Source organism: Marinobacterium zhoushanense, assembly GCF_014641945.1.
In the GTDB taxonomy this organism is placed as follows: domain Bacteria; phylum Pseudomonadota; class Gammaproteobacteria; order Pseudomonadales; family Balneatricaceae; genus Marinobacterium_D; species Marinobacterium_D zhoushanense.
This window is the reverse complement of sequence record NZ_BMIJ01000002.1, coordinates 13,879-34,355: the sequence shown is the minus strand read 5'-3', so window position 1 is coordinate 34,355 and position 20,477 is coordinate 13,879. Positions and strand designations below refer to the sequence as shown.

Genomic DNA, 20,477 nt, shown 5'->3' with positions numbered 1-20,477 from the left:
TTTGATGGTTTAGAGCATCAAGAGTGCACAGGGTCAGATGCCTTCTCTGACTGCCTGCTTTCCTTGCTGCAAAGCCTCTACTTATCCAGCGCGTCCTTGATCTGCTGGCAAGCCTCCTGCCAGGGCCGAAATGCCTTCTGCCGCTCCAAAGTATCCAGCCCCAGCCTGGTAAAGGTGCCCTCTGTGGCGATGGAGTCGCAGATTGATCTCAGCGATAGCTCCGGCTTGGCGGCCGCCAGGTCTGCAGCGCCCAGCACCGAATGGGTAACTAAGTCACGGGCTTGGGCGTCGGTCAGACCCTGCTTGGCGAGCCAACCGCTCAGTTCATCAAGGAATGCGTAGACCCAACCGTTCATGCAGGCGGCGGTCGCCGCGAGTTCGAACTGCGCCTCGCTATCGAATGCCAGGAGTTTGCCCAGTCGGCCCAGCAGTTCATTGGCCTTGGGATGGGCAGGATAGAGGGGGACTGCACCCGAGCCGACCTCGGCGCAGGCCAGCGGCATGGTGCGTACAACCTCTGTCGGTGCGACCGCATTGCTAAGCTCCCGCAGAGGTACGCCGGCGACGCAGGAGATGATCAGCTGACCGGGCTTGAAGCTGAGTTCCTTCAGCAGCGCGTCGACCTGAGCGGGCCTTACCGCCAGCAGCAGGATCGGACACTGATCGACTACCTGCTGGTTGTCCTTAGCAATCTCGCATGCCTGTTCCTGTTGCAAATGCAGAGCTCGCTCCCGGTTGCGCGGCGCCAGCAGTATCGGCCGGTTATCGCCGGCGTTGCGCAGGCCGGTGACAACATAGGTGGCCAGATGGCCTGTACCCAGGATTCCGAGTTGCTCAGACATAGGCGTTGATCCTTGTTGGGTTGCTTGGTGAGTCGTGCTCAGACGATTCTGCCAAGCCTGACAACGAATTGCAGTATTCACTCAAACTCAATTTGGGGAATGTCCGGCGAGTCTGAGTCCTTCTGTCTATCTCTTTCTGAAAGCTACATGTATGTATCTATTTGTATGGATTCAGTTCCGCTAACTCGTATGTAAGCATCAAGCAGCAAAAAAATTTCTAGTCCCTCCATCCTGTTGCGTCGATTCAATATGTCGTTATTTTTACTAAATAATTGAATATTAATGATAAAAAATAATATTCCTGTTTTTGGATTGTCCCTTGTGGTGTTTTTGGCGCTGGTTGTTTTTTGACATTCCATGTTGACGCATATCAATTGTGTGATTATATTCGCAATACAGTTGTGTATGTTCATGGGGTTTTGCGATGCACGAGACAGATCGTAAGTACGTACAGGCGGCCGGTCACAATACGGCTTACTTCGAATGCGGCCAGGGTACTCCGTTGTTGCTGCTGCACGGCTCCGGCCCCGGTGTATCCGGTTGGACCAACTGGGGCGGTGTGATGGATCAGCTGGCCGAGCGGTTCCATGTCATCGTGCCGGACATCGCCGGATTCGGTTTTACCGAGTTCAAGGACGGTACCACCTACGACATCAAGTTCTGGGTCAACCATCTGGTTGAGTTCATGGACGCGCTGGGGATCGATCGCGCATCGCTGGTGGGTAACTCTTTTGGCGGGGCTGTGGGTATCGGTCTGGCGCTGTTCAACCCGGAGCGTCTCGACAAGCTGGTGCTGCTGGGTACGCCGGCCGGCACCTTTGTGCAGACCAAGGGCCTGGCCGGCGCCTGGTTGTATGAGCCGTCGCTGGAGAACATGCGCGCGCTGATGGAGCTCTTCCCCTACGACAAGAACCTGATCACCGATGAGTTGGTGCAGTCCCGTTATGAGGCCAGTGCCCGCGGCGGTGCTCAGGATGCGCTGCGCAAGCTGATCCCGAAGCCTGCGGATGAGGGCGAGACGATGGTGAAGGCGTTCCCGGAGAAGGCAGTGCAGAACATCCGCGCACAGACGCTGGTACTGCACGGTCGGGAGGATGGTGTGGTGCCGGTGCAGTGCGGTCGCATCCTGTCGGAGAACATCCCCAACAGCGATCTGTATGTGTTCGGCAAGTGCGGCCACTGGGTGCAGACCGAGCAGAAGCAGAAGTTCCTGAACATCGTAACCGGCTTTCTTGCTGGGTGATTGATAGGCGGGTGATTTCAATGAAACGAGATGTGCTTGAAAGGGTGTTGTGGAATCTGTCGGTAGACCGGTTCTCGAAGGTGAAATTCAAGGAGAACCCGACCCAGTACCTGAGCCGGTTTCCGCTGGGTGCGGAGGATGTCCGCATGATCCTGGAGTTCGACGTCAAGGCTCTGCAGGAGGCCGGCGTCAGTCCGCTGCTGACCCTGGGGTACTGGATCGAGATGTCCCCCGATCGACAGATGTCCACCTATAACAAGAAGCTCGGCTCCGAATCCGGGTACTCAGGCTCAATCAAGGGGTAAGTGAAGATGGCAGAGATAGTCGGCGGCTTTCTGGTACCGCACGATCCGGTGATGTTCGTGGCGCGCGATGCGGCGCCGGCGGAGCAGGCGGAGAAGGTTTGGGGCGCGTTCGAGAACTGCGCGGAGCGTCTGGCCGCGAGTGGTGCTACCACCGTAGTCATAGTCGGTAACGACCACTACATGCTGTTCGGTACCACCTGCCTGCCCAAGTACTGCATCGCCACCGGGCATGTCGAGGGGCCGCTGGACCAGTTGCCGGGGCTGAAGAAGGAGCAGATCGCCAACAACGAGGCGCTGGCCACGGCGATCGCCGAGCATGGCTCCGAGTCCGGTTTCGACTGGGCGGTGGCACGCTCCTTTACCACCGATCATGCCTTCTCCATCCCCTACCAGCTGATTGTGAAGCGTGCCGCAGAACTGAGCGGACGTGAGATCAAGGCGGTGCCGGTCTATCTGGCCGCGGCGGTGGATCCCTTTATCACCACTCATCGTGCCCGTCAGTTGGGCGAGCAGATCCGTGACGCGGTGCTGGCGTTCGATAGTGACGACAAGGTGGCCTTTATCGGCAGCGGCGGCATCAGCCACTGGGTCGGCACCAAGGAGTCCGGTCAGGTAAACGAGGAGTTCGATCGTCGTGTTATCGATCTGTGCTGCTCGATGGATATCGATGGCCTGGCGTCGCTGACCAACGAGGAGATCCTGGAGCAGGGCGGCAACGGCGCTATGGAGATCCGTAATTTTATCTGCGCCATGGCCGCGTCCGGCGCGGCGCATGGCGAGTTGGTGGAGTACCAGCCGGTACCGGCCTGGGTCACCGGGCTGGGCCTGATCGAACTGCGCGTTTAATCGAGTTGAAAGTAGCGTGAGGCGGTAATGGACAAAGTATATCTCTGCAAAATCTCGGAGCTGGCGGAAAACCAGGTCAAGAGGATCGACAACAGCGAGCACGGCGATATCGCGGTGTACAACCTGGGCGGCAATTTCTATGCAACGGCCGATCTGTGCACCCATGCCACTGCCTCGCTTGCCGAGGGGGATATAGAAGAGGAGATGATTACCTGTCCCGTGCACTGGGGACAGTTTCATATCCCGACGGGTAGGGCACAGGGCTTCCCTTGCGAAACAGACCTGCGCACCTACCCGGTAGAAGTCGAGGGCGATGCGATCTACGCCCTCGTTGAAGTAGCCGAATCAGCCTTGATCGCAAAGTGCTAAAGGGTAACGACTGATGAGTAACATAATAAAAACAATCGATGTGACAGACAGCCTGGAGAACCTGAAGGATGTCTGCGATATCGAGAATGGCCGTATCGCGGGGAAGATCTTTTACGACCAGGCGATCTACGAGCAGGAGCTGGAGAAGATATTCGCCCGCTGCTGGCTGTTTGTGGCACACGAGTCACAGATCCCCAATACCGGCGATTACGTCACCACCACCATGGGCGAGGACGAGGTGATCGTCATCCGCCAGAAGGATGGCGGCATCAAGGTGTTTCTGAACGCCTGTCCGCATCGCGGCAACAAGGTCTGCTTCGCCGAGTCCGGCACTACCCGCGGCTTTATCTGCAACTACCACGGCTGGTCGTTCAACGTGCAGGGCAATCTGGTGGGTCAGCATGAGTCCGGCATCTACGAGGCCAGTGATTTCGACAAGGCCAAGTGGGGACTGAAAGAGGTGGCGCAGGTGGATTCCTGGAAGGGGCTGGTGTTCGCCACCTTCGACCCGCAAGCGCCCACGCTGCAGGAGTATCTGGGACCGATGACCTGGTACCTGGATGCACTGTTCGACAACCAGGAGGGCGGCACCGAGTTTGTCGGCGGCTGCATCCGCTCCACCTACGACTGCAACTGGAAGATCGCGGCGGAGAACTTCGTCGGCGATATCCTGCACGCGGGCTGGACCCATGACTCTGCCGCGCGAGCCATGCTGGGCGGTTCGGTGGCCAAGGTCAGCGATTTCGAGGAGTCCTACTCCGTCAACTGGAACGGTCACGGCTACGAGTTTGCGCTGGATACGGTCGGTAACGTGGCGGTACTGGGCGAGAGCGCGCTGAACAAGTACCTGCACACCATCAAACCCTCGGTGGCAGAACGCCTGGGCGAGTTCCGCTCCAACATGATCGGTGCGGTCTCCTCCTGCACCATCTTCCCCAACTTCTCCTTCCTGGCGGGGCAGAACACCGTGCGTGTCTGGCAGCCGCGCGGGCCGAACAAGATCGAGCTGTTTACCTGGGTGGTGGTCAACAAGAGCGCACCGCAGGAGATCAAGGAGAAGTGGCGCAAGGGCGCGATGATGACCTTCTCGCCCACCGGTGTGTTCGAGATGGACGATGGCGAAAACTGGGAGTACTGCACCAAGACCGCCAAGGGACGCGTCACCGCGGCGCAGGATCTCTATATTGGCCTGGGCATGAACAGCCGGGCCAGCGACACCTCCCTGCCGGGTAACGTGTTCAAGGGTCAGCTCAACGAAGCCAATGCCCGTGCTTACTACCAGCAGTGGTTCGATCATCTGAACGCGAAGAGCTGGAAAGAGCTGCCCAACCGTAACTTTGGTAAGCAGGAGGCTGAATAAATGAACGTACAGATCGACAACCAGACTGAACAGCTGCATCCGGTCTCTTTCGAACAGCACCACAAGATCAGCTGTTTCCTCGCCTACGAGTACCGTCTGCTGGATGAGGAGCGTTTCGACGACTGGCTGGCGCTGATGCATGAGGATATCCACTACTGGATGCCCGGTATCGAGAACCGTCGCCGGGAAAATCTGCTCGAACACGGCTTCTACGCCGGGGATCACATGGCCTATTTCGATGACGGTCTGCGCGACCTGACACGTCGCGTGTCGCGCTTCAAACAGGCCTCCGCCTGGGCGGAGAACCCTGCCACCCGTAACGTGCATCAGGTTTCCAATATAGAGGTGTACTATGGCGAAACGGATGGTGAATATCTGGTGCACTCGGTGATCCAGAGTGTGCGCAGTCGCGGCCTCGATGAGCAGTATGTTATCTACGGTCGCCGCACGGATGTGCTGGTGCAGGAGGCGGGGCAACTCAAGATCAAGCAGCGTTTGATCCTGATCCCCAATGCCACGCTGACCTGCAAAAATATCAACACTTTCCTGTGAGCGCCGTTCCTGTGAAAGTCATGAAAACGCTCGAGGCTAAAGTGGCGATGGTCTCCGGCGGAGCCGACGGTATCGGTCGCGCGGTGGTGGAGCGCTATATTCGCGAAGGCGCCAAGGTGGCCGTGCTCGACATCAACGAGTCGAAGCTAGAGTCACTGAAGGCGGCTTATCCGGAAGAGCTGATCACCGTGCACGGCGATGTCACCTGCTACGAAGATAACGCCCGGGCGGTGGCCGATACGGTCGCCGCCTTCGGCAAGCTCGATATCTTCGTCGGCAATGCGGCGCTGTTCGACTACTTCGTACCGCTGCGCAAGCTGGCGCCGGAGCAGTTGGAGCAGAGCTTCGACAAGCTGTTTCATGTCAATGTGCTGGGTTACATGAACGGCGTGCGTGCGGCGATGGCGGAGCTCAAGCGCAACCAGGGGGCGGTCGTGCTGACCGTCTCCAACTCCGGCTTCTATCCGGGGGGCGGCGGCATCCTCTATGTCACCGCCAAACACGCCGTGGTCGGCCTGATCAAACAACTGGCTTATGAGATGGCGCCGGACGTCAGGGTGAACGGCGTCTCGCCGGGGGCCACCGATACCGAGATGAAATCGGTGGACGGAATATCGGACCGTGCCCAGCCGCTGAACCATATCAACGGATTTCGTGACAACGCCGCCAATGCGGTGCCGCTGAAGCGGATCGCTTCACCTGAAGATCATGCTGCGTTCTATGTTGTGCTGGCTTCCAATGAGCAGTCGCCGATGACCACCGGCTGTGTTATCCACAGCGATGGCGGTTGGGTTGCCAGATAAGCCGCCAGGTAAAAAATATAAGGAGTATAAGAATAATGAACCTCTTCGAAACCACGCGACTGCCGCTGCTGGTGGCGCCCATGTTCCTGGTCTCGTCGCCGGATCTGGTGGTGGCAAGCGCGCGTGCCGGTGTGGTCGGCAGCCTGCCGGCAGCCAACGCGCGCACCGTGGAAACACTGGATGAGTGGATGGCGCAGGTACACGACGATTTGAGCGGCGAGGGGCTGCCCTGGCTGTTCAATATGATCGTGCACTCCACCTATGACCGCTTCGACCGTGAGATCGAGCTGGTGCGCAAGTATCAGCCCTCCATCGTCTCTACGGCGCTGGGCTCCCCGGCGCGGGTGATGGATGTGGTCAAGGGGTACGGCGGCCAGGTGTTCGCCGATGTGATCACGCCGGGGATGGCGAAGAAGTCGATCGCCGCCGGTGTCGATGGCCTGATTCTGGTGACTCAGGGTGCCGGCGGACACACCGGGCGCTACAACCCGCTGGCGTTTATCGCCGAGGTGCGCGAGTTCTGGGACGGTCCGCTGGGGATCGCCGGCTGTATCTCCCGCGGTGCGGATATCGCCGGCATGCTGGCGGCCGGGGCCGATTTTGTGGTCTCCGGTACCCGTTTCATCTCCGCCAAAGAGAGTTTTGCCGGCGACGAGTACAAGGCGATGCTGGTCGGTTCCGGCATGGACGATATCATCGAGACCAAGGCGGTCAGCGGTGTTGCCGCCAACTGGATGAAGGCCAGCCTGGAGCGGTGCGGCATCTCGCCGGACGCTAGTGGCGAAGGCAAGGCGATCGACTTCTCCGGCGATATTTCCACCGCCAACAAGGCGTGGAAGGATGTCTGGTCCGCCGGTCAGGGAGTCGGTGCGATCAAGCAGGTGCAGGATTGCCTGGCGATAGTGGATGAGATGCATGTCGAGTTCGTGGCGGCGTTGCAGCGGATCAACCAGCTGTCGGAGAGGTATCTGTGAATGTCCCATTCCTCCTTTAACGAGCAGTTCAATGCTGTCGCGCAGCGGATAATCAGAGCAAGAGCCGACGCCTGCGCCATCGATCCGATCTCCGCCGAGTATCCACAGTTCGACATGGACGATGCCTACGCGATCCAGAAACGGGTCAATGCGGCACGCATCTCCAACGGTGCTCGGGTGGTCGGTTACAAGATTGGCCTCACCTCCAAGGCGGTACAGGAGCAGCTCGGTGTCGGGCAACCCGACTACGGCGTGCTGTTCGCCGATATGGAGCTGCTGCAGGGCGAGGCTGTCGATTGCAGCCAACTGATCGCCCCCAAGGCGGAGGGCGAGATCGGCTTTGCCTTCAAGAACGATATAGATCGCTCGGATCTGAGCTTTATGGAGCTGCAGGCAGAGATCGACTTCTTCTTTCCCGTTATCGAGATCGTCGACTCCGTGGTGCGCGACTGGAAGATCGGCATCGTCGACACCATCGCCGACAACGCCTCTTCGGCACGCTACATGGTCGGTGCCAAGACCTTCAGTCCGCGCGGCGTCGATTTCGGTGCCATCGAGCTGAATATCTCGGCGCCCCAGGGTGAGTTGAAGGGCAGGGGCGAGGCGTGCCTGGGCAACCCGCTCTACGCGACCCACTGGCTGGTGAAAAAGCTGAACGAGCTGGAGGTGCCGATCAAGCGGGGGCAGATCGTGCTGTCGGGGGCGATGGCGCCGATGGTACCGATCACGCCGGGTTGTGAGATCGCTTTCGACTTTGCAGGGCTTGAACGCCTGGTGCTGACTGCACGCTGACAGACCCAGGGGGTACGCCCCCTCATTATAAAAACAAGGGTGATCTTATGGGTGAAAATATCTTCGCTTCGCTGCCGGCTACCCGTACGACAGCGAACTACCTGCCGGATGGCTCCTTTATTCTTGAATCGCAAACCCCTTTGCTGCCCTACGACCGTTGCGTCGGCGATTGGCTGGAGAAGTGGGCCGAGGAGCGCGGCGATCAGATCTTTATCGGCGAACGCCTGGGCGAGGGCTGGCGTGCCCTGGGCTATCGGGAGTTTCGCAACTCGGTGCATCGTATCGCCCAGGGGATGATCGATCTGGGGCTGGCCGATACAGGACCGCTGGTGATCCTGTCGGGTAACTCGGTGGATCACGCGCTGATGATGATGGCGGCGATGCATATCGGCATCCCCGTGACCTCGGTATCGGTGGCCTACTCGCTGGTAGCGAAAACCCACGAACGCCTGAGTTCGATAATCGAGCGGCTTAAGCCCTGTGCCGTCTATGCCGACGACGCGCTGCAGTTTGCCGAGGCATTTGCGGCTTGCCGTTCGGTGAAGGGCGGAGTGGAGCGGTTCATCGCCTCGCGCAACCATCTGGAGTGCGACGGCGTGCTGCCGATTCAGCAACTGCTCGACACTCAGGCGGGGCCCGAGGTGATGCAGCGGTTCGCTGCGCTGACACCGGATACCCATGCCAAGTACATGCTCACCTCCGGCTCCACCGGGGTGCCGAAGATCGTCGTCAATACCCAGCGCATGATGTGCGCCAATCAGCAGATGATCGCGCAGTACTATCCTTTCATCGAGCGAGAAGCACCTCGGGTGCTGGACTGGCTGCCCTGGAGCCACACCTTCGGCAGCAATCACAACTTCAACCTGGTGCTGCGCAACGGCGGCACCCTGTATATCGACAACGGCAAGCCGGTGCCGGGGTTGATGGATCAAAGCATCCGCAACCTGAAGGAGATCAAGCCCAACCTCTATTTCAACGTGCCCAAGGGGTTCGAGGTGTTGCTGGGCTATCTGCGCGAGGACGAGGAGCTGAAGCGGGGCTTCTTCGGGAGTCTGGACATGCTGTTCTACGCCGCCGCCGCGCTGCCCGGTCCCATATGGGACGAACTCAAGCAGATGTGCGCCGAGACCGGCAACGATGTGTTCTTCACCACCTCCTGGGGAGCGACCGAGACCGCGCCGGCCAACACCAACGTGCATTGGCGGCTGGAGAGGGCGGGCAATATCGGCGTGCCGTTTCCGGGTGTGCAGATCCGCTTCGTGCCCAACGGCTCCAAGCTGGAGATGCGAATCAAGGGGCCGAACGTTTTCAACGAGTATCTGCACGATCCGGACACCACCGCGACCGCATTCGACGAGCAGGGGTTCTATCGCATAGGCGATGCAGGACGTCTGGTCGATGCCGAGGATCCGTCCAAGGGGATCCTGTTCAACGGCCGTGTTTCCGAGGACTTCAAGCTCAACACCGGTACCTGGGTCTGCGTCGCCGGTATCCGCGCCAATGTGCACAAATACCTCGGCGACCTGGTCACCGATGCAGTGGTGACCGGGCATGACCGGGAGTATCTGGGGCTGATGCTGGTGCCGGGGCCCGGTATGCGCAAGCTGGCCGGCGATGCCAAGGGCGAGCTGAGCGGCAGTGAGTTGATGGCGCGTGCCGCCGTGCGCAGCGCGCTCGAAAACGAACTGGTGGTGATGGCCAAGCAGGCCAAGGGCTCAGCTCAACGCGTATGCAGGGCATTGATTCTGGAAACGCCGCCGTCGCTGGAGCAGGGAGAGGTGACCGACAAGGGCAACCTGAATCAGCGCCGCCTGCTCGAGACGCGCAGTGAGGATGTGAAGCGCCTGTATGCAGAAAAGGCGCAAGACACAGTGATCAGCATTATTTAACGGGTGAATACAGCATGGCCAAGAAACTGAAAGCGGTAATCATTGGGCCCGGCAACATCGGCACCGACCTGCTGATGAAGATGAAGCGTTCCGAGTGGATCGAGCCGGTATGGATGGTCGGTATCGACCCGGAGTCCGAGGGCCTGAAGCGCGCCCGGGAGATGGGGATCAAGACCTGCGCCGAGGGCGTCGACGGCATTCTCAAGCATGTGGTCGAGGATGATATCCGCATCGCCTTCGATGCCACCTCCGCCTATGTCCATGCCGAGAACAGCCGCAAGCTGAACGAGTTGGGCGTGATCATGATCGACCTGACCCCGGCCGCCATCGGCCCCTACTGCGTGCCGCCGGTCAACCTGGCCGCCCATGCGCAGAACCTGGAGATGAACGTCAATATGGTCACCTGCGGCGGCCAGGCGACGATCCCGATGGTCGCCGCCGTCTCCCGCGTGCAACCGGTGGAATATGGCGAGATCATCGCCACCGTCTCTTCTCGCTCCGTGGGACCGGGTACCCGCCAGAACATCGATGAGTTCACCCGCACCACCGCTGGCGCGGTGGAGAAGGTGGGCGGTGCCAAGAAGGGCAAGGCGATCATCATCATCAACCCGGCCGAGCCGCCGCTGATCATGCGTGACACCGTGCACTGCCTGACCGAGGGCGAGCCAAATCAGGACGCGATCACCGAATCCGTTCACCAGATGGTGAAAGAGGTGCAGAAATATGTACCGGGCTACCGCCTGGTCAACGGTCCGGTGTTCGACGGCAACCGCGTCTCCTGCTTCATGGAGGTCGAAGGCCTGGGTGACTTCCTGCCCAAGTACGCCGGCAACCTGGACATCATGACCGCGGCGGGCCTGCGCACCGCCGAGATGTTCGCCGAAGAAGCGGCGAACGGCACTATCGATTTACCGGAACGTTCACTGCCGGCACGCGGCTGATAAACAGACGGAGGAATGCACAATGAATCTGCAAGGTAAGAAAGTCCGTCTGCACGATATGAGCCTGCGCGACGGCATGCATGCGAAACGCCACCAGATCAGCGTCGACGAGATGGTCAGCATCGCCACGGCGATGGATGAAGCGGGGATGCCTCTGATCGAAGTGACCCACGGCGACGGCCTCGGCGGCGCCTCGGTGAACTACGGCTTCCCGGCCCACACCGACGAGGAGTACCTCGGTGCGGTGATCCCGAAGATGAAGCAGGCCAAGGTCTCGGCCCTGCTGCTACCGGGGATCGGCACCGTCGATCACCTGAAGATGGCGAAGGAGCTGGGCGTGTCCACCATCCGCGTGGCGACCCACTGCACCGAGGCGGATGTGTCCCAGCAGCACATCACCATGGCCCGCGAGATGAACATGGACACCGTCGGCTTCCTGATGATGGCGCACATGGTGCCGGCGGCGAAGATCCTCGAGCAGGCCCGGCTGATGGTCGGCTACGGCGCCAACTGCATCTACTGCACCGACTCCGCCGGTTACATGCTGCCGGACGAAGTCACGGAGAAGATCGGCCTGCTGCGTAACGAGCTGCCGGACACTATCGAGATCGGCTTCCACGGCCACCACAACATGGCGATGGGCGTGGCCAACTCACTGGCCGCGATCGAAGCGGGTGCCGCCCGTATCGACGGCTCGGTGGCGGGCCTGGGTGCCGGTGCCGGCAACACGCCGTTGGAGGTGCTCTGTGCGGTACTGGATCGCATGGGCTGCGCGACCGGTATCGACCTGTACAAGACCATGGATGTGGCCGAAGACCTGATCGTGCCGCTGATGGACCAGCCGATCCGTGTCGACCGCGATGCGCTGACCCTGGGCTACGCCGGTGTCTACTCCTCGTTCCTGCTCTTTGCCCAGCGCGCGGAGAAGAAGTACGGCATCTCCGCCCGTGACATCCTGGTCGAGCTGGGCCGCCGCGGTACTGTGGGCGGGCAGGAAGATATGATTGAAGACCTGGCACTGACCATGGCGAAACAGAAGGGGCTGATCTGATGGCTGATCTTAAAGGAGTGAGCCAGGTCAGAGTGGAACCCGCCGGCAAGAGCTTCAGTGTCGAAGCAGGGCAGAGCGTGCTCGAGGCGGGGCTGAAGGCGGGCATCACCCTCAAGCACAGCTGTCGCGACGGCCAGTGTGGCGAGTGCCGTACCACTATCGTCTCCGGCCTGGTGGATTACGCGGAAGGGCTGCAGGACAAGCTGATCGACAGCGATAGGGAGGGCTGTACCGGCCTGATGTGCCAGGCGCGGCCGCTCGGCGATCTGGTGATCGACGCGCCAGAGGTGACCGAGCTGGAGGGGATCAGCATCCAGAAGTTTCCGGTCCGCGTCATGTCCAAGCAGATCCTGTCCGACGACGTGGTGGTGCTACGGCTGGCGCCGGCGCCGGGTGTCGAGTTCCGCTGCATGCCGGGGCAGTATATCGATCTGCAGATGAGGGATGGTAACACACGCAGCTACTCGATGGCCGCCACCGACGATTCGGGGCAGATCGAGCTGCATATCCGCAAGATGCCGGGCGGAGTGGTCAGTGGCTTCATCTATGACGAACTGAAGGAGAAGGCGATCCTGACCGCAGAGGGACCGTTCGGCACCTTCTACATCCGTGATGGCGATGCACCGATCATACTCACCGCCAGTGGCACGGGATTCGCGCCGATCAAGGCGATCGTCGAACAGTTGATCCGTGACGGGAATACGCGGCCGGTACACCTCTACTGGGGTGGGCGGCGTCTGGAAAACCTCTACCACCACCAGAGGTGCCTGGACTGGGCGGCAGAGCTGCCCTGGCTGACCTATATCCCGGTGCTGTCGGACGAGGAGGGGATATGGGGTGGACGTACGGGGTTCGTCCATCAGGCGGTAGTCGACGATTTCCCCGATCTTTCGTCGCATGAGGTGTATGTCTGCGGCGCACCGATTGTGGTCAGCTCCGCCCGGCGCGATTTCGTCGACAAGTGCAATCTGGATCTGAACAACTTCCATAGCGACGCATTCGTCTGATCGGCTCCGGTCGGGCCGGGGCGCCCGGTGGCGGATTGCTCTGGGATATTTGCATACACATACGTATGTGAATAATTTATTTATTGTATGTACGTATAGTAAGTAATTGAAAAATAAAAGCATAAAATTATTAAACCAATAATTTATTGCATAAAAGATACATATGTGTATCTTTTGATTATGCGCAATGCATGGTCTCATTAACGATAATAATTAAGAGGAAATGACATGAAACAACGTCGCACTCTGGGCCGTGGTCTGGTAGCCGCACTCTGCACATCACTGACGCTGAGCTTCTCCGGCGCTGCATCGGCCGAGGAGAGCCTCACGCTCCGCTACAACCAATGGTTCCCGGCCACCCACTGGTCACAGGTGGATGGCCTGCTCGATTTCTTCCAGCAGGTCGAAACCGTGACCGAGGGGCGGGTCAAGATTCAGCCCTCCGCTAAACCCCTGGCGCCGCCGACCCGCAACTATCAGGCGGTCACCAGCGGCATCGCCGATCTGGCCTGGGGCCCGCACGGCTATACGCCGGGCGCCTTTCCGCTGACCGAAATGGTCGAGTTCCCGTTCGATAACAAGGATGCCGAGAAGAGTTCCGTCGCCTACTGGCGCGTATTCAAGCAGTACTTCGAACCGGCCGGCATGCAGAACGATGTGCACACCCTGGCGATGCATGTCACCTCCGGCGGTAACCTGCACATGAAGGACAAGGCGATCGTCAAGCCGGAAGATCTCAACGGCATGAAGATCCGCGTACAGACGCCGGTGGTCTCCAATGCGCTGCAGGAGCTGGGCGTGGCGCCGATCTCCGGTTCGCTGGTGGAGCTGCGTGAGTTCCTCTCCCGTGGCGTGATCGACGGCACGGCGCTGTCGGACGAACTGCTGGTAGGGTTCAAGGTGGATAAATACATCAATCACGTCACCCATATACCCGGCGGCCTCTACTCCAACTCCGCTTTCTTGGTCGTGAACAAGGACAAGTGGATGCAGATCAGCGAGAAGGATCGCGCGGCGATCGACAGGATCGCCGGCGAAAAACTGTCCGCCCGCATGGGTAGGCTCTGGGACGAGAACGACGTCAAGGGGCGTAACTACCTGACCGAGCGGCTGGCTGGGGAGTATCGCGAGGCGTCTCCGGAACTGATGAATGCCCTGCACAAGGTGTTCGATCCGCAGCGCGAGCAGTGGTTCGATGTCGCCAAGGAGAACGGAGTCGACGGCCACGCGGTAATGGCGTTCTACAAGTCCGAGATCGAAGCGCAGCAGTAACCCTCAGTAGTCCTCTGTCTCCATCGGGGCAGAGGGCTCTTTTTACCCCGCCGCCCCCTGGACGGTGGGCCGGTTAAAGGAGCGGGCCATGCCTTTTTCAATACTGAAAGTACTTGAAAGCGTCTGTTCGAGGGTTGCGGTGGTGGCGGCGCTGCTGATGGCGTTGATCATCGTGTTGGATGTACTGGGGCGAAACCTGTTCAAGGTATCGCTGGGCTTCTCCTACGAGGTGGTCTCGATCCTGCTGGCGGTGATGTTCTACTCCGGGCTCTATCACGTTCACAAGACGCGTAGTCATGTGACCATCGATCTGCTGGACAGATACTTCGTCGGCTCTTTCGGGCGCTTCATCTACTGGATGGTGTATCTGATCGAGTGCACGTTCTTCACCGCACTGGTGGTGACCGTGTTTATCCAGTCCTACGAATCCTACAAGTTCGGTGACGTGTTTCTGTTCCTGGGCGTGCTCAAGTGGAAGGTGATCCTGGTGATTGCGGTTCTGGCGCTTATCGCCTGGGTCAGCCTGCTGGTGGCGGCGCCTGCGCACCATCTACAAGAAGACTCTCTACAAGAAGACTCTCTATAAGAAGAACAATGGCGGTAGTTTGACATGATTATGCTGATCTCTTTTGCGGTGCTGTTTCTGCTGCTGTTTCTGCGCGTGCCCATCGCCGTGGCTACCGGCACTGTCGGTGTGCTGGGGCTGGCCTGGTATCAGGGTTGGTCGGCGGCGTTCGCCCAGCTCGGCACCATCGCCACCGAAACGGTGCTCTCCTACGAGTTCGCGGTGATTCCGCTGTTTATCCTGATGGGCAATATCGTCGCCAAGTCGGGGCTGGCCGATGAGCTGTATGCGGCGACCTACGCCCTGATCGGCCATCTGCGCGGCGGGCTCGCGATCACCACGGTGGGCGCCTGCGGCGGCTTCAGTACCTTCTGCGGTTCCAGTTTCGCCACTGCTGCCACCATGTCGCGCATCGCCTATCCACCGATGGTGCGTTACGGCTATGCCCAGTCGGTGGCCACCGGCACTATCGCGGCCGGCGGTACGCTGGGTATCCTGATCCCGCCCTCCATCGCGTTGGTGTTCTACGGCATCATCACCGAGACCGATATCGGCCAGCTGTTCATCGCCGGCATCATTCCCGGCCTGCTCGGCATACTGATGTACTGCCTGACCATTATCCTGATCTCCTATGCACGCCCCGGCTCCTGTCCCTCCGGCGAAAAGATGCCCCTGCGCGAGCGCTTCTCGGCGGTCAGGCAGATCTGGGCCTTCACCATGCTGGTGCTGCTGGTGCTGGGCGGGATCTATCTCGGCTTCTTTTCGCCCACCGAGTCCGCGGCCGTCGGCGTGGTCGGTGCCATCCTGCTGACCTTCCTGCGCGGTCGCTTCGACCTGACCCGAATCCACGAAGCGTTGCAGGATTCGGCCGCCACCACCGTGTCGCTGATCGCCATCCTGATCGGTTCGCTGATCTTTGCCAACTTGGTCAACGTCTCCAACTTCCCGTTCCTGATCGTCGACTGGATCGAGGGGCTGGGATTTAACCTGCTCGGCGTGCTGTGCGTGATCATCCTGATCTACCTGCTGCTCGGCGCGGTGCTGGAGTCGATCTCGATGCTGCTGCTGACGGTGCCGGTGTTCTATCCGGTGGTCAGCAGCATGGGGATGGACCTGGTCTGGTTCGGCATCGTGGTGGTGGTCGCCACCGAGATCAGCCTGATCACGCCGCCGGTGGGGCTTAATGTGTTCGTGCTTAAGTCGGTGCTGCCGGAGCTGGATCTGAAGGTGATCTTCAAGGGGGTGTTTCCCTTCGTTATCGCCGACATGCTGCGGCTCGGGGTGATCGTGCTGTTTCCGTCAATTTCGCTGTTGTTGGTGCATTAACTCCCATCCTTCGCGGTGGGAGGGCACGTTCAATATAAGTAGAAGTCGTTCTATCTATGCTGAATATACCTAAGCAAACGGATAAAGCGTCTCGCCAGTCCTGGCGTCAGCTCTTCGAGCAGTACGCAGGCGCCGATCTGCTGCTGCCCTCAGCCGCGTATGAGGCTGAGCTGTACACCAACTGCCATATGGCCGAGAACATGGGCTATCTGTGTTTGCAAGGGATGGCCGAAGGCAGCTTTGCGTTGCGTATCCGGGAGGGGCAGCAGCTCTTGGTTTTGTCGGCCGATGTCGATACCAGGGTGCGACGGGGAGGCTGTACCTTCCTGATGGCGCCGGGGCAGGCGATGATCCTCTCAGCCGGAGACAAGTTCGATCTTCAGCTAAACGGAGCGGGGCGTCGCTACCTGGTGTCGTTTACGGATGAGGTGCTGAAGAACGGCCTGTTTGAGCTGAATATCATGCCTGACCTCTTGCTGAGGGAGCTGGGGCCGCGCGCGGTTGAACCGAATCAGCGTCCCGGTCTTAGCCTGTATATCGAAGAGTTGATCTCCCGCTCTAGCGGCGAAGCCGGTACAAGAATAGCCGCCTGCTATAACACGATTATTCTGCTGCTGATCGTCGAAACGTTTTACAAGCCCTCTATTCAAGAGCGTAGTAATGGTTTGGGCGGTCAATATGAAGCGATCATCAAACGCTATATATCCGACAATCTTGCCGGGGATTTGAGTTTGGAAGAGCTGGCCAGCTGTGCCGGTATCAGCAAGCGGCAGGTGTACAACCTCTTTAATAATCTGTTTGGAATGACGCCGGGTGAATATATTAGGCGAGCCCGGCTTATGGCTGTACATCGAGAAATTTCGAACTGTATGACCCGGGAGAATATTACCGATATTGCGTTGAAATATGGCTTCAGTAATCCGGGACGTTTTTCTCAACAATACAAGGCTTACGTAGGCGAACTGCCCTCCCAGACCCTAAAAAAGCGGTTGAGAGGGGGGCGTCTACATCACCATTGAGGCAACTCTACGGGTTGGCGAGAGCTTCACGCTGGGGGCATGACATGATCGGGCAGTTCGAGGTCAGGAACTCGGCGATCCGTTCCGCCATTTTGCGCCGCTCCTCGTAATTGCTGTCGAAGTGGATCAGCGACATGGACACGATATAGGCATACACCAGATTGGCCAGATCGTTGGAGCGGGTATCGGTATGCCCCAGCTCCTTGAATATCCGTTTAATAAATGACAGTCTGTATTTATCGACCTCTTCAACTGCTTCGCGGGCCATATTATCGCGGCGTGCCCAGGCCCGGATCGATATTTCGACCGACGCTGCTTCGATTGATCCCGTGCCTTTAATCGGAAGATTCATCAGGTAGATAATCTGATCCAGCGGGCTCTCTTCGCCGCTTTGCAGGCGATTGATGACATCTTCGGTGGCGCGTAAACGCCAAGCCTTCAAAATCCCCTCAAGCAGGTCCATCCGGCTTTCGAAATGGTGATAGAAACTACCGCGGGTAATCTTGAGCTTTTTCGCCAGCCGATCGACGCGTACCTGATCGATGCCGCTGGTAGAGAGGACCTGAGTAGCAGCCTTGATCCATTCGTCGCGGCTAAGTTTGTTTGTTGCCATCGTCACTCAGTGGGTCGTGGAAAGAGTAAAAAGTGGTGCCGGCCGCGATCGAAGGGTGGATTATCGATCAAGCGATACTTGCTAACGATACTTCGCAATAGAAATTATCGTTTGATAAATGCCGGTACCGGAGGTGTATTAATGTACACAATTCAATGTTTATTTCAACAGCTTGCGGCTTGCGAAAAAGCGAAAAAGCGGTTGCTCATTTATGTTTATCAGTGCGCATATAAGTGTTATGGCGATTGGCATTGAGTGTGGGGCGTCAGGCTTAATAAACCCCTGTGCTGGGACTATGCCAGCGCGACCAGCTATCTTCTGCTGCCGGTAGTGATGGCACTGCGGCTTGAGTAGTGATTCGACTCACCGGTGAAGCGCCTCTATAACCCAGTAATCGATGGACAGTTCGCGATGACGTTGGTCGTGCTGTCACTGCCGACGCTTAGGCAAATCCGTTCCCCCATCTGGCCCGGATGCTCAGGCTTTTCTAACGGCTTTTCTGGTGCACCTGCTGCAGATCGCTCAGCGCCGTATCGACCAGGGCCAAAAGCTCGTTGATCGCGTTAGTGGCCTGGTCGAAATAGTGTTTCGCTTCGATCTTCGGCTTGTCGTTGGAGAGCAGCTCCCGGTTGATGCAGTGCAGAAAGCCCTCCACCGCAGTCTGACACTGGGCGACACGTTCCCGGCTAGAAAAGCTCTGTTGCAGCGTGGTGAAGGCGGTTTTCGACAGCTGCTCTATCTTCTGGTGCAGAAAGCGCAGGCGTACCCGCTGAGCGGCACTGCTCTTCTGTGCTGCCGCGATGCCGGTGCCGAGTGCGCGCGCCTGGCCGCTCCATTCGGTTGTTTGCACCACCTCATGCCAGATACAGATCAGGTAGCCCAGCTCCTGGCGACCGTCGGCGAGGTCCACTTCTGCAGAGATATCCTCGATCAGGAAGATGGTGTCGCGGATCAGCCGGTGATGATCCAGCATGTTGCTTTCCGAGTCGCGTCCCGTTTCGTTGCGCAGGGCGTTCCACTGCGTGACCAGGTTTTTCCACTCCTGTGGATAGTTGGTGCGCAGCGACTGCACCTGCGCAATGCTCTGATCTACCCGTGCCCGGACACTGGCGACATCCGCGCGCAGGCTCTGATCGCCGGAGAGCAGGCCAGTGCTGAGCCCGCGATGGCGCTGCAGGTCGGCCAGCAACAGACGCAGCAACTTGAGCTGGTCCAGGTTGTCGCTGATGCGCTGCTGCTTTACACGCTTCATGCTGCGGTAGAGCGCATAGAATAACGCGATGACGCCGGTCGCCAGGGCGAGTGCCGTAATTTCGCCAAGTGGCAGATTCAGGAGTGCAGTCATAGTGGTTACTCCGTGAGTTGGGCTAAATGGTGGGCTATGGTTTTGGCCTGGTCGGCGGCACGCAGGTTTTCTGCATTACCCTGGGATACCCGGTCGGCAAGGGTGGCGATCTCAGTGACTGCCTGGCTCTGCTGTTCGGTGCTGACCGCGACCTGAACGACCTGCTCGGTCAGTCTGTCGGTCAAGTCACGCACGTTATCCAACAGTGCGCGTACCTCCTGGGAGCTGTGCACGCTGATCTCGGCCATGCTCGAGAGGCCAGACATCTGCTCGCCGGCCGACACGATATGCGTCTGGATATCCTCAATAGTGCGGCTGATCTCGGCGGCTGACTCCTGGCTATGCTTGGCCAGGCGGCGAACCTCATCGGCCACCACGGAAAAACCGCGACCGCTCTCGCCGGCCCGCGCTGCTTCGATGGCCGCATTCAACGACAGCAGATTGGTCTGGTCCGCAATGCCCTGGATTACCGTCGACATCTCGTTGATGGTTTGGGAGTTGATACTCAACTGGCGCATCAGCTCATTGGTGCTCAACGCCTGCTGAGCCATCTCCGATATGCCCTTTATCAGCGCCATCAGTTGACTACAGCTTTGCTCGAGCTGGGCGCCCGCTTCGATACTGCTCTGCCGCGAGCTGTCGGCGAGATGGGTGACTTCGAGAATGCTGACATTGAGCTCTTCGACCGCGGCTGAGGCGGTGCTGGCGGCGTCCCGCTGCTGTTCCGCGCTGCGGGTTACCTGCACGGCGCTCTGCTCGAGCTCATGGGAGGAGTGGGATATTTCGTCGAGCTTCTGTTGCAGTAACTGCTGCGCGCGGCGCTCACGCGTCAGCTGCAACTGAATGCCCTGGGCAATGCTACCTAGCAACAGGTACTCCCTTTGGGCTGACTGTCTATGATCTGCGGACTCCTGCATTGTCAGGCTCTGAGCTTCCAGCATTCTGATCTCATTCAGAACAAGCCAGAGGCTGGCGATACTGAGATAAGCGCTAAGCAACAGAAAAGGCCCAAGGGACCAAGGAGTGTCGAGTAACGCTGTGGCGCTGCTGCCGGCGATAACGGCCAGTAATCCGAGCATGCCGCGGATGCCGAATTGGTGCAGAAGTAGAAGCACGGGATAGGAGATCCACCGCATACTGTCCTTTCTCCAAAAGAAAACGCCCCCAGTCCCCGCTGGTGTTGTAAAGAGAGGGGCTGGAGGCGTCGTTGCCTTACATGACTGTTTTAACTACTGCTAGTCCACAATTAGAAGCAAGGTGTATGCCAGTGGACCTAATCCGTTAATTAAAAAGCCTAAGGCGGGACTACGCATGGGTTCTTGCCTAGTAGTTGGCGGAGCGGCAAGTCCTTGTTTACTGATTC

General features: G+C 58.9%; 21 protein-coding genes. 17 read left to right on the top strand and 4 right to left on the bottom strand.

Going from position 1 to position 20,477, the window contains the following annotated elements; all coding sequences use genetic code 11:
- Positions 1–77: 77 nt before the first annotated feature.
- Positions 78–842 (bottom strand): NAD(P)-binding domain-containing protein, encoded by a 765-nt coding sequence (locus IEX40_RS04400; RefSeq protein WP_188745904.1) that lies wholly within the window; start codon positions 840–842, stop codon positions 78–80.
- A 424-nt stretch (positions 843–1,266) separates the two neighbouring features.
- On the opposite strand from IEX40_RS04400, the gene IEX40_RS04395 reads away from it, so the two are divergent.
- The 17 genes from IEX40_RS04395 (at position 1,267) to IEX40_RS04315 (ending at position 17,156) form a co-directional block, all read left to right on the top strand.
- Positions 1,267–2,085, top strand: a complete 819-nt coding sequence (locus tag IEX40_RS04395; RefSeq protein WP_188745903.1) for an alpha/beta fold hydrolase — start codon at positions 1,267–1,269, stop codon at positions 2,083–2,085.
- Positions 2,086–2,105: 20 nt separating this feature from the next.
- Positions 2,106–2,390, top strand: a complete 285-nt coding sequence (locus IEX40_RS04390) for an extradiol ring-cleavage dioxygenase (protein WP_188745902.1) — start codon at positions 2,106–2,108, stop codon at positions 2,388–2,390.
- A 6-nt stretch (positions 2,391–2,396) separates the two neighbouring features.
- Positions 2,397–3,236 (top strand): DODA-type extradiol aromatic ring-opening family dioxygenase, encoded by an 840-nt coding sequence (locus IEX40_RS04385; protein ID WP_188745901.1) that lies wholly within the window; start codon positions 2,397–2,399, stop codon positions 3,234–3,236.
- 27 nt (positions 3,237–3,263) lie between these two features.
- The gene (locus IEX40_RS04380; RefSeq protein ID WP_188745900.1) at positions 3,264–3,605 is read left to right on the top strand and encodes a non-heme iron oxygenase ferredoxin subunit; all 342 of its coding nucleotides are present in this window, start codon (positions 3,264–3,266) and stop codon (positions 3,603–3,605) included.
- Between the two features lie 13 nt (positions 3,606–3,618).
- A complete protein-coding gene (locus IEX40_RS04375; protein ID WP_188745899.1) occupies positions 3,619–4,965 on the top strand; it encodes an aromatic ring-hydroxylating oxygenase subunit alpha in 1,347 nt (448 codons plus the stop codon).
- Complete coding sequence (locus tag IEX40_RS04370) at positions 4,966–5,517, top strand: 3-phenylpropionate/cinnamic acid dioxygenase subunit beta (RefSeq protein ID WP_188745898.1); 552 nt, start codon at positions 4,966–4,968, stop codon at positions 5,515–5,517.
- A gap of 20 nt (positions 5,518–5,537) precedes the next feature.
- Positions 5,538–6,320 (top strand): 3-(cis-5,6-dihydroxycyclohexa-1,3-dien-1-yl)propanoate dehydrogenase, encoded by a 783-nt coding sequence (gene hcaB / locus IEX40_RS04365; protein WP_188745897.1) that lies wholly within the window; start codon positions 5,538–5,540, stop codon positions 6,318–6,320.
- Positions 6,321–6,355: 35 nt separating this feature from the next.
- Positions 6,356–7,294: an NAD(P)H-dependent flavin oxidoreductase gene (locus tag IEX40_RS04360; protein WP_188745896.1), complete on the top strand. Its 939-nt coding sequence runs from the start codon at positions 6,356–6,358 to the stop codon at positions 7,292–7,294.
- Positions 7,295–8,086: a 2-keto-4-pentenoate hydratase gene (locus IEX40_RS04355; RefSeq protein ID WP_188745895.1), complete on the top strand. Its 792-nt coding sequence runs from the start codon at positions 7,295–7,297 to the stop codon at positions 8,084–8,086.
- Between the two features lie 47 nt (positions 8,087–8,133).
- Positions 8,134–9,975 carry a feruloyl-CoA synthase gene (locus IEX40_RS04350; protein ID WP_188745894.1) on the top strand — a complete coding sequence of 614 codons (1,842 nt, stop codon included), beginning with the start codon at positions 8,134–8,136 and terminating at the stop codon, positions 9,973–9,975.
- A gap of 14 nt (positions 9,976–9,989) precedes the next feature.
- Positions 9,990–10,916 (top strand): acetaldehyde dehydrogenase (acetylating), encoded by a 927-nt coding sequence (locus IEX40_RS04345; protein ID WP_188745893.1) that lies wholly within the window; start codon positions 9,990–9,992, stop codon positions 10,914–10,916.
- A 22-nt stretch (positions 10,917–10,938) separates the two neighbouring features.
- Positions 10,939–11,967: a 4-hydroxy-2-oxovalerate aldolase gene (gene dmpG, locus IEX40_RS04340; RefSeq protein ID WP_188745892.1), complete on the top strand. Its 1,029-nt coding sequence runs from the start codon at positions 10,939–10,941 to the stop codon at positions 11,965–11,967.
- Entirely contained in the window at positions 11,967–12,974 is a 1,008-nt protein-coding gene (locus IEX40_RS04335; protein WP_229680579.1) for an FAD-binding oxidoreductase, read from the top strand. Before dmpG ends, IEX40_RS04335 begins: the two co-directional genes overlap by 1 nt.
- A gap of 228 nt (positions 12,975–13,202) precedes the next feature.
- A complete protein-coding gene (locus IEX40_RS04330) occupies positions 13,203–14,246 on the top strand; it encodes a TRAP transporter substrate-binding protein (RefSeq protein ID WP_188745891.1) in 1,044 nt (347 codons plus the stop codon).
- Between the two features lie 88 nt (positions 14,247–14,334).
- Positions 14,335–14,832, top strand: coding sequence for a TRAP transporter small permease (locus tag IEX40_RS04325; protein WP_188745890.1), 498 nt, complete (start codon positions 14,335–14,337; stop codon positions 14,830–14,832).
- Between the two features lie 24 nt (positions 14,833–14,856).
- Positions 14,857–16,137 carry a TRAP transporter large permease gene (locus tag IEX40_RS04320; protein ID WP_188745889.1) on the top strand — a complete coding sequence of 427 codons (1,281 nt, stop codon included), beginning with the start codon at positions 14,857–14,859 and terminating at the stop codon, positions 16,135–16,137.
- A gap of 188 nt (positions 16,138–16,325) precedes the next feature.
- Positions 16,326–17,156 (top strand): AraC family transcriptional regulator, encoded by an 831-nt coding sequence (locus IEX40_RS04315; RefSeq protein ID WP_188745888.1) that lies wholly within the window; start codon positions 16,326–16,328, stop codon positions 17,154–17,156.
- Between the two features lie 7 nt (positions 17,157–17,163).
- On the opposite strand, the gene IEX40_RS04310 is transcribed toward IEX40_RS04315, so the two are convergent.
- The 3 genes from IEX40_RS04310 to IEX40_RS04300 form a co-directional block, all read right to left on the bottom strand.
- On the bottom strand, positions 17,164–17,769 hold the full coding sequence (locus tag IEX40_RS04310) for a TetR/AcrR family transcriptional regulator (RefSeq protein ID WP_229680577.1): 606 nt from the start codon (positions 17,767–17,769) through the stop codon (positions 17,164–17,166).
- Positions 17,770–18,256: 487 nt separating this feature from the next.
- Positions 18,257–19,114 carry a nitrate- and nitrite sensing domain-containing protein gene (locus tag IEX40_RS04305; protein WP_188745886.1) on the bottom strand — a complete coding sequence of 286 codons (858 nt, stop codon included), beginning with the start codon at positions 19,112–19,114 and terminating at the stop codon, positions 18,257–18,259.
- 5 nt (positions 19,115–19,119) lie between these two features.
- Positions 19,120–20,229: a methyl-accepting chemotaxis protein gene (locus tag IEX40_RS04300; protein ID WP_229680575.1), complete on the bottom strand. Its 1,110-nt coding sequence runs from the start codon at positions 20,227–20,229 to the stop codon at positions 19,120–19,122.
- Positions 20,230–20,477 lie beyond the last annotated feature (248 nt).